Annotated in this window: 10 protein-coding genes; 6 read left to right on the forward strand and 4 right to left on the reverse strand. The window is 44.1% G+C overall.

Features of this window, described 5'->3' with window-relative positions; all coding sequences use genetic code 11:
- Positions 1-56 precede the first annotated feature (56 nt).
- The 3 genes from AAZR19_RS10925 to AAZR19_RS10935 are packed head-to-tail and all read left to right on the forward strand — an operon-like array spanning position 57 to position 3751.
- Positions 57-1541 (forward strand): spore germination protein, encoded by a 1485-nt coding sequence (locus tag AAZR19_RS10925; RefSeq protein ID WP_144470764.1) that lies wholly within the window; start codon positions 57-59, stop codon positions 1539-1541.
- A 12-nt stretch (positions 1542-1553) separates the two neighbouring features.
- Positions 1554-2654, forward strand: coding sequence for a GerAB/ArcD/ProY family transporter (locus AAZR19_RS10930; RefSeq protein WP_087975306.1), 1101 nt, complete (start codon positions 1554-1556; stop codon positions 2652-2654).
- Positions 2651-3751, forward strand: a complete 1101-nt coding sequence (locus tag AAZR19_RS10935) for a Ger(x)C family spore germination protein (protein ID WP_395894714.1) — start codon at positions 2651-2653, stop codon at positions 3749-3751. Before AAZR19_RS10930 ends, AAZR19_RS10935 begins: the two co-directional genes overlap by 4 nt.
- A 6-nt stretch (positions 3752-3757) precedes the next feature.
- Here AAZR19_RS10935 and AAZR19_RS10940 read toward each other — a convergent pair whose 3' ends face one another.
- Together AAZR19_RS10940 and AAZR19_RS10945 are read right to left on the reverse strand one after the other, a co-directional pair.
- Entirely contained in the window at positions 3758-4450 is a 693-nt protein-coding gene (locus tag AAZR19_RS10940; RefSeq protein ID WP_249895844.1) for a hypothetical protein, read from the reverse strand.
- A gap of 426 nt (positions 4451-4876) precedes the next feature.
- Entirely contained in the window at positions 4877-5107 is a 231-nt protein-coding gene (locus tag AAZR19_RS10945) for an excisionase family DNA-binding protein (RefSeq protein WP_076839819.1), read from the reverse strand.
- 322 nt (positions 5108-5429) lie between these two features.
- Here AAZR19_RS10945 and AAZR19_RS10950 point away from each other — a divergent pair, with 322 nt between their 5' ends.
- Positions 5430-6032 carry a DedA family protein gene (locus AAZR19_RS10950; RefSeq protein ID WP_034284052.1) on the forward strand — a complete coding sequence of 201 codons (603 nt, stop codon included), beginning with the start codon at positions 5430-5432 and terminating at the stop codon, positions 6030-6032.
- 38 nt (positions 6033-6070) lie between these two features.
- Here the strand turns inward: AAZR19_RS10950 and AAZR19_RS10955 are convergent, their stop codons facing one another.
- Entirely contained in the window at positions 6071-6892 is an 822-nt protein-coding gene (locus AAZR19_RS10955) for a uroporphyrinogen-III synthase (protein ID WP_416807519.1), read from the reverse strand.
- 142 nt (positions 6893-7034) lie between these two features.
- On the opposite strand from AAZR19_RS10955, the gene AAZR19_RS10960 reads away from it, so the two are divergent.
- A complete protein-coding gene (locus tag AAZR19_RS10960; RefSeq protein ID WP_024425703.1) occupies positions 7035-7655 on the forward strand; it encodes an acetate uptake transporter in 621 nt (206 codons plus the stop codon).
- Between the two features lie 38 nt (positions 7656-7693).
- Here the strand turns inward: AAZR19_RS10960 and AAZR19_RS10965 are convergent, their stop codons facing one another.
- Positions 7694-8713 (reverse strand): LLM class flavin-dependent oxidoreductase, encoded by a 1020-nt coding sequence (locus AAZR19_RS10965; RefSeq protein WP_434703150.1) that lies wholly within the window; start codon positions 8711-8713, stop codon positions 7694-7696.
- Between the two features lie 173 nt (positions 8714-8886).
- Here AAZR19_RS10965 and AAZR19_RS10970 point away from each other — a divergent pair.
- Positions 8887-11864: beta strand repeat-containing protein (locus AAZR19_RS10970; RefSeq protein ID WP_434703152.1), on the forward strand; the 2978-nt coding region annotated here is incomplete at its 3' end.

Genomic DNA, 11864 nt, shown 5'->3' on the forward strand with positions numbered 1-11864 from the left:
TATCTTTAGACAATTGGTTAGATAATAGAGGCAAATCGCCGAAGGAGCTGGTTCAAATGCTGAAGAAAAACAAACAACAAAAGGACTCAAATTCAGTATTTGAAGCATTATCACGTTCTGCTGATTTTACAAATGAGCTGTCTCGAAATGGAGATTTCCTGTATAGGATTTCCTTTTTTCGTTCGTTAATTAATGGACATCTTCTACATGAACAAATTCTCCCCTCCCTCAAACAACTGCACCTGACACCCACTCTTGAAGAGCTGAAAGAACGAATTCCCATTGAGCAGGCTGTCATCACGAGCGATCTTCAAAAAGTGGAAGAAGCCCTTCACCGGGGCAGCATTGCTATTAGACTTGAGACAGACTGGGGCAAAACGCTTCTTTTGCCGATTGAAGAAAAGAAAGGCAGACAAGTAGGTCCGCCTGAGATTGAATTTGGCATTATCAGTGCTCAGGAAGCATTTGTGGAGGTTTTAGATACCAATTTAAATTTGGTCAGGCGGCGGCTGCCGACGCCTAACCTGAAAGTTGAGGAAAAGACGGTTGGTACGCTGTCTCAAACAAAAGTAGCCGTGTTATATATTGAAGAAATCGCCAACCCGGAAAACATCGAAACGGTTCTTCAGCGAATTGAGGACGTTAATTATGATCAGATTTCAGATGCGAATTACCTTGCTCAAATGCTTTATGATGTGTCCAATACGATCTTTCCGTTGTTTTTGAATACAGAAAGACCCGACCGCGTGTCTTCAGGCTTATCAGAAGGGAAAATTGCCATATTAGTGGATGGTTCGCCTCATGTCTTGCTTGCCCCGACTATTTTACTTGAGTATTTTTCCACTATGGAAGACTACAATATGTCATGGATTGCGGCTTCTTGCTTTAGGCTGTTACGCATATTTGCTGTGATATTTTCCATTTTTGCAACACCTTTATATGTTGCCGTTTTAACTTTTCATTATGAGCTGATCCCAAAGGATTTATTAGAAACCATTGTGTCCTCGCGCTATCTTGTGCCATTTCCTCCGATCATTGAGGCACTATTTTTAGAGATTTCGATTGAATTACTAAGAGAAGCAGGGTCAAGGCTCCCGGCTAAAGTCGGGCAGACACTTGGGATTGTTGGAGGGATTGTCATTGGACAGGCTGCTGTAGCAGCAGGCTTAACGAGCAATATTTTACTCATTATTGTTGCCCTTTCTGCTCTTGCCTCATTTGTCACCCCTATTTACAAAATGGGCAGTGCCATTCGGTTGCTGAGATTTCCTTTTTTACTCGCAGCACAGGTTTGGGGCGCATTAGGTATTGCAGTGATGGGATCCTTTCTGCTCACCCATTTAATGAAATTAACTTCAATTGGCCGGCCGTATTTAGAGCCTATTTTTCCAATGCGCCTTGCTGATTTAAAGGGCAGTTTGATTCGTCCTCAGCTCCGTTTTTTGAACAAAAGGCCGGAAAATTTACGTCCGCAAAATGAAACCATCCATCGCTCTAAGCCTAAGCAAGGCCGCAAGGGGAAAAATGATTTTTATGAATAAGGAAGTGAAGGCATGAGCTCTTCTTCTGTCAAAGAGAAATTTCAAGTATCCCCTTATTTTGTGTTTTTTCTCATCAATGCCAATCAAGTCGGTGTCAGCATTTTAAACTTTCAAACAAACCTTGTTCGTTCTATCAATAATGATGGATGGATCGCCATTCTGATTTCTGGCATGAGCGTCAATGTCATGATCTTTCTCATGTACTTGATGTTTAAAAAGGCACCTTCGGATGAATTTGGTGAAATCACACAATATGTATTTGGCAAATGGATTGGGCAATTATTCAACATTCTTTATATCTTATATTTTGCTTCTTTGTCGCTGACCGTTCTTATCCATTACATGGATGTGATCCATGTATGGCTGTTTAAAGAAATCCCTGGTCTTTTGTTTGCATCCGTACTGCTGCTGCTTGTGTATTACATTCATACCGGCGGCTTTAGAACCATTGCTGGATGGGCATTTTTTAGCATTGTACTGACGTATTGGATGACGTTTATTTGTTTTTATGTCATGAAATATAGTCATATTCGTTTCATGTTCCCAATGTTTGATCATACATTTTCTCAGCTGCTTGTGGGAGTCAAAGATGCGTCCTTATCCATGTTTGGTTTTGGGACGCTGCTTGTCTATTATCCCTTTATTAAACAAGCTCAGACATCTCAAAAATTTGCTCACATGGGGGTATTATTTACAACATGCTTAAACTTGCTCACTTTTCTCGTCTCCATTGCATATTACTCAAGTGCTCAGCTCAAATTAACAAAATGGCCGACGCTAACGTTAACCAGCATTGTGAAGCTTCCGTTTATCCAGCGTTTTGAATTTATTGAAGTGTCTCTTTGGCTGATTTTGATCATTCCAAATATCGCGATTCCATTATGGGCTGCGAGCCGCATGGCAAAACAAGTGCTTCATACGAGCCAGCGCGTCACATTCATCGGACTCAGCATCCTCATTCTGATCATGTTTTCGTTTTTTGCCAGTGCAACTTCTTTTGAAACCTTTAATCAATGGGTGGAATTTAGCGGATTCATTCTGATCTATGGATTGATTGTCTGTATGGTCATTGGACTGATGCTGAAAAAAAGGTGGGTGAAAAAACGAACATGAAACAGTATGTACTCATAGGTCTCATGTTGTTTAGTCTTTTGTTAACTAGCTGTGCACAGCCCCGTCTATTAGATGAATTAAATATCTCCCAGGCGGCAGGATTTGATTTAATGGAAGATGGCGAAATGAAGGGCTTTTTTGTCTTTCCCGTCTTTAAAAGTGAAGAGCAAGGCAGCTATCAAATATTAAGTGCAAAGTCAAACACGATTAGTAATATCCAATTTCTCGTGTCAGAAAAATCGCCTTTTCCGGTGGTTATGGGCCAGGTGCTCGTTATTTTAGTCAGTGAAAAGTTAGCAAAAGAAGTCGGCATGATCGATTTAATGAATTACATTTATCGTGATCCTATTATTGGTTCACGCCAAGTGTTTGCGATTGTTGGCGGAGAAGTCGAAGAATTATTATACACAAAAATGAATCAAACGAACTTAAATATAGGTGTATATCTCTCTGATCTGTTAGCCCAAAATATGCGAAATGGCAATGAGCCTGTCACAAATCAGCATATTTTTATGAATCAGATGATGGCAAAAGGGGTCGATGCTTATCTCCCTTACATTAAAAGAACAAGCAATGCCATCAAGGTCTCAGGCGTTGCTCTATTTGATCAAGAAAAAATGGTGGGTCATATTCCAGGAGAAGACACGTTCACATTTAAAGCGATGATTGAAAATCATAAAAATGGCATCTATGAGTTTCAATTGCATAATCGAGCGAAGACTCATGTTGTCATTGAAAATATCAAATCACATGTGTCTTACCAGATCAAACCGACGAAAAGCCTAACAAAAAAGCCTCATATCACGATTGATATCAAACTAAAAGGCGAATTAAAAGAATTCATGAAGTCCAAAAAAATTGATAAACCGAATATATTGGACCAAGTCGAAAAAGAAGTTGAAAAACGTATCACTCAGCAAGGAGAAGATCTTGTACAGTCATTTAAAAAGCAAAACATAGACCCGCTTGGACTGGGCCTTAGGTATAGATCAAAAGACAAGGCAATGACACCAGAAAAATGGCAAGACATTTATCCTGATGCAGATGTACAAGTGAAATGCCACATGAAAATTGTTCAAACGGGAGTCAGCCAATAAAAAGGCTTATGCAAATATGTCTTGTTTGTTCTCCAAGATTTTGGACACTTTCATTTTCACTCGTGGAACCGGATCTTTTTGATTAACATCATGTAAAATCTTTTCTACTTCATTTTTATCCGTTTTAAGGATTTTAGGTGAATATTGTTCCACTAGGGCCGGTCTATTCCCTGCACAGTTTGCCATTGTATCTAGTGCAATTAAGCTGAAAGGTCTTCCTTTGTTTAGCCAAGATTTCATTCTCTCCCAGGTTGGGCAGCTGACGGCTGCCAGCCTTCCCCACTGATCGTGAAAATGGGTGCAATTTGACTCCATCCAATCCAATATTTTGTGAGAACGGAAACGGTGCAGGCAAATAAAAGCCTCTAACGGCAATTCTTTTTCACTGATCGATTTCAATTTTTCTAATATATGGTGTAATCCCTCATCTCTCGGCAAACTGCTGGCTGCTGCCCACGAAAGTGGATAAAGGAATTCTTCGTCCTCGTGATCCAAAAGTTCCCTGACCCATTCAGCGGCAAATGTATCGAGAACATCAGCCGCGATTTCTAACATTCGTGATTTCACTTCGGCATGCTCCGTTTCATAAAACCTACTTTGAATAGAATCCAAGATTTTTTGCTGATCGTGCTGCTTTAGCGCATCGATGACATCATCCTCAAGAAACCATCTAGTGATTGAAAAGTCTAATAAAGACACCAAATCACGCCTAACGGCTTCTAATGTTGGTGCTTTCTCACTTTTGGTAATGACGACGTCCTCCTTTAGTTGGAAAGCCTGTCCGTCCTCTCCATAAAAATCATCGCGGGAGTAAAAATTGTTTAGGAGAATGGAGAACAGCTAGGTTATACCATTCAATAGGCCGTAATGAATAGGTGAGTAGTCTTTCGTGGCATTGATAGCATAATTGATAAGGCTGTTTCGGTTCATCAGACGATTCTACAACGTTCATTTCGTTTTTTTGACAGGCTTCACATAAAGTAGTTGTCCCCATTGTTTTCACTGCCTTTTGCTGCTAATGATTGTCATTCGAGAAAGAGCGAGAACCATTTGAGCATAAGTTAATATAAAGATTATTCTTTCTACATTGATCCATGTTGAATCAATTGAAAAAATGACAATATTCTAATCTTCATCCTTTACATCGGGGTCTTCCGGAATCGGTTCATTTAAGATCTCTTGGACGAGCTCTTTATATTGTTCGAGCTGCTTTAAATGCGTTTGAAACTGCCCTTGATAAATAAGATAAGATTCCCCGTCAAATACGTAACGGATCTTTTTTTGCTGGATTAATTTTTCAATATACGATTCTGATACTTCCAAGTATTCAGCTGTTTCTGCGATTGTTAAATACATGTTTGTGCACCACCCGTTCGTTTCATCTAGCAAATTATATCATGTTCTGCTGAAAAAACGGATGCAGCCTATTTTTTTATGGTGACTATTTTTCACATAGCAAGTAGATCGTCTAAATGCCGGCAAATATGGTATGATAAAATCTGCTAGACGAGAGCTTGCCAACATAGACTTGATGAAAAAGCCAGGTTCAGTGGTGTCTGTATGAGCCGCAAGCCATGCTGGCATATATAGAAAGCATACTCATGAGAAAAGCAAAACAAGCATAGGCTCTTATAAGGATGCTTGAAGAAAAATCGTATTTAAAGGCAGAGTGAAATGAATGGGAACCTTTTTTAATGAAATTTTAACCTGGCTGACAAGCCTTGGTTATGTAGGTGTAGCACTAGGGCTGATGATTGAAATCATTCCGAGTGAAATTGTACTTGCCTATGGCGGATATATGGTGTCAACAGGCACAATTGGTTTTGTTGGAGCTGTGATTGCCGGCGTCATCGGTGGTACGCTTGCCCAGTGTTTTATTTACTGGATCGGTCTGTACGGCGGACGACCTTTTTTAACAAAGTATGGAAAGTATTTGTTCATCCATGAACATCATATCGCGACTGCAGAGCGCTGGTTTGACCGATATGGAACCGGTGTAGTCTTTACCGCCCGCTTTATCCCTGTTGTCCGTCATGCCATCTCGATTCCAGCGGGTATTGCCAAAATGCCTTTTTTGAAATTCGTTTTCTTGACAGGATTAGCTGCCATCCCTTGGTCTATCTTATTTATCTATCTTGGCATGCAGCTTGGGACAAAATGGGATCATATTCAAAGTGTTGCTCATGCTTATACAACCCCCATTATGGTCATTGCCATTGTCCTGATTGTTCTCTACTTTGTACTCAAAAAAATTCGGACGAATCGAAAACGGACAATCTAACCAAAACGCCTTTCACTGATCTGGTGAAAGGCGTTTTTTTATGAGAGTGCTGATTGTTTTTCCATATATCGAGATAACTCTATTATCATTGCACCCATTCTCTCAAGTGACGGGGCAAGAATTCGGTCTATTCCCTCTTCTTTTAAAGCTTCAGCAGTGACTTTCCCGACTGCTACTGCAAGCACGTGCTGCTCGAATAATGCTTGCAATTCTTCTTTTCTTCCCCATTCTGCGGCTAGTTTGAAAAAGGCGTGAACTTGGACAGCGGTTGTAAAACAAACGGCATGAACTTGTCCATCTTTCATTTCTTTCAGCAGCGTTTCAGCTGCCTCTGGTTCAGGAGGTGTGTGCTGATATGGTAAAAGCGGCAAAACATCTGCCTCTTTTTTATGTAAAAAATGAATGAGAGCTGGTGCATTTTCACCATGAAGCTGCACCATCACACGTTTTCCTTGAAATTCCTTGTCTTCAAGCTTTGAAATCAAGTCCCGAACCGTACCGTCTTCATCAGAGACCTCAGGCTGAATTCCGCGTTTTTTCAAAGCAGCAAAGGTTTTGTACCCTCTTGAAGCAATATGGGCATTTGATAGAATGTTCATAAATTCTTTACCAAGCTGCAGCTCTTCTGCACTCTCAATCAATGTATCTGTACCGATGCCTGTTGTCAAGATCACCCAGTCGGCCCCTTGTTTCACAAAGGTTTCTATGCCTGGCTTTAATTCCTCTTTGGCTAAAAATACGGTTCCTTGAAGAGAGCGAATAACGGCTTGTCCCCCTTGCTTTTCGACAAGTGTACGCATTTCTTCTGTTTTTCTCGTTCCACAAATGGCAATCGTTTTTCCAGATAAGCCCTTACTCATTTTATCCCTCTTTTTCTATCACATTTGATATGTATTAAATATAGATTTATTTGGAAGACGATGCAAGTGTCTACTAAAAAAGAGCTTGACGTTTCTATCGAATTCGAGTATCTTTTGTAAGTGCAAATTGTAGGAGGTCATTATGGAAAAACAGAATGTTCAAGCAATTCGATTATCAATTGCAGACCCAACACCACTTGGTTTGTTTGGTTTAGCAATGGTGACGCTCGTTGCGTCCTCACAAAAACTAGGAATCACAGATGGCACTTCCCTTATTTTACCTTGGGCTATCTTCCTTGGAGGAATCGCGCAGCTGATCGCGTCCATACAAGATTCAAAGCATCATAATATTTTTGGAGCCACTGCTTTTGGCGCATTCGGTCTTTTCTGGATGGGCGTTGGAACAACTTGGCTCATTCAAGCCGGCGTCTTTGGGAAAACGCTTGCGGGAGCAGCAGATCCAAAACAGCTAGGCTTTGCGTTTATTGGTTATTTGATTTTCAGCTTGTTTATGACGATTGGTGCAATGGAAACACATAAAGTGTTATTTTTGATTTTCGTCTTTATTGATTTCTTATTCATTGGTCTTTCCCTTAGTACATTTGGTGTGATGTATGATGTAACTCATACCATGGCTGGTATTGCAGAATTGATCATTTCCCTGCTTTCATTTTATGGTTCTGCAGCTGTTGTTCTTAATACACATTTTGGCCGTATTGTTCTGCCAATCGGACAACCATTTCGCATTTTTACAAAAGCTTAAATAAAAAAGAACTGCTCTGTGCAGTTCTTTTTTTATGTTTATTTTTCTTGTGTCTCTTGAAAAATTTCTCCGATGATTTCATACGAACGCATTCTTTCTTGATGATCAAACATATCCGAATTAATCATCACTTCATCTGCTTGTGTAGCTTCAATAAAGGCTTCTAATTCTATTTTTACTTTTTCTTTATCCCCAATGATAGTCGAGCTTAATTGTTCATCCACCATCGCCTTTTCATATGGACTCCAAAGACCGTCCATGCTGTCGACAGGCGCCTTCAATTTTCCTGGTGTGTTGCGAATAAGACTTAAAAACCGCTGATAATGAGAGGTTGCCAAGTATTCAGCCCGTTCTGTTTGATCTGCAGCAAAAACCGTCACACCGACCATGGCATAAGGCTCTTTTAATACATCAGAAGGTCTAAATGACTGTCTGTACAACTCTAACGCGGGAATTGTATTTTTAGGTGAGAAATGTGCTGCAAAGGCAAATGGTAATCCAAGTTCTCCTGCAAGTCTGGCGCTAAAACCACTTGAACCAAGGAGCCAAATCGGAATGTCCAGACCTTCTCCCGGAACAGCTCTTACATGTTTTTTAACCTGACCGGTCGGCTTGAAATATTGACGAAGTTCTTCAAGCTGCTCTGGGAAATCTTCTCCGTTATGAAGATTACGTCTAAGCGCTCTTGCTGTTAAATGATCCGTCCCTGGTGCTCTGCCAAGACCTAAATCAATTCTCCCCGGATACAATGTCTCAAGTGTGCCAAATTGTTCGGCAATGACAAGTGAAGAGTGGTTTGGCAGCATAATCCCGCCAGACCCTACTCGAATTTTTTCGGTGCCTCCCGCAATATATCCAATTAAAACAGACGTTGCAGAGCTCGCTACCCCTTCCATGTTATGGTGTTCTGCCAGCCAGTATCTATGATAGCCCCACTTCTCCGCCTTCTTTGCTAAATCCATACTACGATCAAAAGATTCTTTAATGGTACCTCCTTCTGTCACTGAGGATAAATTTAAAACGGAATAGGCTTTGCCTTGTAAAACTGATTGACTCATAAATGATGTCCCCATTTCTGTCAAAAATCATACTATTTTATACTTTCAACACCATAACACAAATCCATGAAAGATTTAAATGATTTGATTCGATGATTTTCGAAATGATGATTTTCTAGGTTTTACTTCCAATTTGAAAATTTGCACATAGAATGAAATATCAATTCTAGGAGATGGGCAATTTGTACAATCAATTCGAACACAAATGTCCCTTTTGCGGTAAATACCATGAACAGCCTCATTACAAAAGATCACGTCATGACCGTCCTCGAAAAAAAGACTGTCCATTCATTAAACAAGAATATCCAAAACAAAATATATCTCAAGGGAATCAACCTTGCCAGATTGCAAAAGGAATAAAACAACCAAAACCAAATCAAAGAGCTGGACCAAGAGGCCCAGCAGGTCCCCCTGGACCAACCGGACCTACTGGACCTGCTGGCGGGTTAACCGGCGCTCTTCCTTTTGATCCCTCACAATCACAAGATTACGATGCAGGGCAAGTGGTCACGTTTAATGGCAGTACTTACATTGCCAATGTTGACGCTCCATCAGGAATACCTGGACTCTCCCCCGACTATACCCTTTTGGCTGCTTCTGGAGAAACTGGGCCTACGGGGCCTACTGGGATCGGATTAAGTGGTGTTGAAGCCTATGATCCTGTTATGGCACCAACATACTCAGTAGGGCAAGTGGTCACTTATGGTGGTGGTACGTATATTGTGGATTCTGCACCACCTTCAGGTACACCAGATACGTCGTCAGATTACACACTTTTAGCAGCACCAGGTGAAACTGGGCCTACTGGTACCACAGGTAACACTGGATCAACCGGACCTATGGGGGCAACCGGCATCACTGGAGATACTGGACCTACCGGTGCCACTGGTATCACCGGTTCAACTGGACCTACCGGTGTCACGGGTATTACTGGACCAACAGGTCCTACTGGTGCCACGGGTATTACCGGTGCTACTGGACCTACGGGGGCAACCGGCATCACTGGAGATACTGGACCTACCGGTGTCACTGGTATTACTGGACCAACAGGTCCTACTGGTGTGACGGGTATTACCGGAGCTACTGGTCCTACTGGCGCTACAGGTATCACTGGTTCAACCGGACCTACGGGGGCAACGGGTATTACTGGGGCTACTGGTTCTACTGGCGCTACAGGTATCACTGGGGCTACTGGTTCTACTGGCGCAACGGGTATTACTGGAGCTACCGGTCCTACCGGGGCAACGGGTATCACCGGTTCAACTGGACCTACGGGGGCAACGGGTATTACTGGTGCTACTGGTTCTACTGGCGCTACAGGTATCACTGGAGATACCGGTCCTACTGGTGTCACGGGTATTACTGGAGCTACTGGAACTACTGGCGCAACGGGTATCACTGGGGCTACTGGAACTACTGGCGCAACGGGTATCACTGGAGCTACCGGTCCTACTGGTGTCACGGGTATTACCGGTGCTACTGGAACTACTGGCGCAACGGGTATCACTGGAGCTACCGGTCCTACTGGTGTCACGGGTATTACCGGAGCTACCGGTCCTACTGGTGTCACGGGTATTACTGGAGCTACAGGTATCACTGGAGATACTGGTCCTACCGGGACTACAGGTGTTACGGGACCAACAGGTCCTACTGGTGTCACGGGTATTACTGGAGCTACTGGTTCTACCGGCGCCACTGGTATTACTGGACCAACAGGTCCTACTGGTGTGACGGGTATTACCGGAGCTACTGGTCCTACCGGGGCAACGGGTATCACCGGAGCTACCGGTCCTACGGGCGCTACAGGTATCACTGGAGCTACCGGTCCTACGGGCGCTACAGGTGTCACTGGAGATACTGGTCCTACTGGCGCAACGGGTATCACTGGTGCTACTGGACCTACTGGCGCAACGGGCATCACTGGAGCTACTGGAACTACTGGCGCAACGGGCATCACTGGAGCTACTGGCTCTACCGGCGCAACGGGTATTACCGGAGCTACCGGACCTACTGGTGTCACGGGTATTACTGGAGCTACTGGACCTACTGGCGCCACGGGTATTACCGGAGCTACTGGCTCTACCGGCGCAACGGGTATTACCGGAGCTACCGGAGCTACTGGCGCTACAGGTGTCACTGGAGCTACCGGTCCTACTGGTGTGACGGGTATTACCGGACCTACTGGCTCTACCGGCGCAACGGGCATCACAGGAGCTACTGGCTCTACCGGCGCAACGGGTATTACCGGAGCTACCGGACCTACTGGTGTCACGGGTATTACTGGAGATACTGGTTCTACTGGCGCAACGGGTATCACTGGGGCTACTGGAACTACTGGCGCAACGGGTATCACTGGAGATACCGGTCCTACTGGTGTGACGGGTATTACCGGAGCTACTGGAACTACTGGCGCAACGGGTATCACTGGAGATACCGGTCCTACTGGTGTGACGGGTATTACCGGAGCTACTGGCTCTACCGGCGCAACGGGTATTACCGGAGCTACTGGTCCTACTGGCGCTACAGGTATTACTGGAGCTACTGGACCTACGGGTGCAACGGGTATTACTGGAGCTACTGGTTCTACTGGTGCGACGGGTATCACTGGAGATACTGGTCCTACCGGGACTACAGGTGTCACGGGTATCACTGGAGATACTGGACCTACTGGACCTACTGGCGCCACGGGTATTACCGGAGCTACTGGCTCTACCGGCGCCACGGGTATTACCGGAGCTACTGGCTCTACCGGCGCCACGGGTATTACCGGAGCTACCGGTCCTACTGGCGCAACGGGCATCACTGGAGCTACTGGTCCTACCGGGACTACAGGTGTTACGGGACCAACAGGTCCTACTGGTGTCACGGGTATTACTGGAGCTACTGGTTCTACTGGCGCAACGGGTATCACTGGAGCTACTGGACCTACTGGCGCAACGGGTATCACTGGAGCTACCGGACCTACCGGGGCAACGGGTATCACCGGTTCAACTGGAACTACGGGGGCAACAGGTATTACTGGACCAACAGGTCCTACCGGTGCCACTGGTATCACCGGTTCAACTGGAACTACGGGGGCAACGGGTATTACTGGACCAACAGGTCCTACTGGTGTGACGGGTATTACCGGAGCTACTGGCTCTACCGGCGC

It is taken from the genome of Bacillus sp. Je.9.29.b, from assembly GCF_051129925.1.
Lineage (GTDB): Bacteria > Bacillota > Bacilli > Bacillales > Bacillaceae > Bacillus > Bacillus safensis.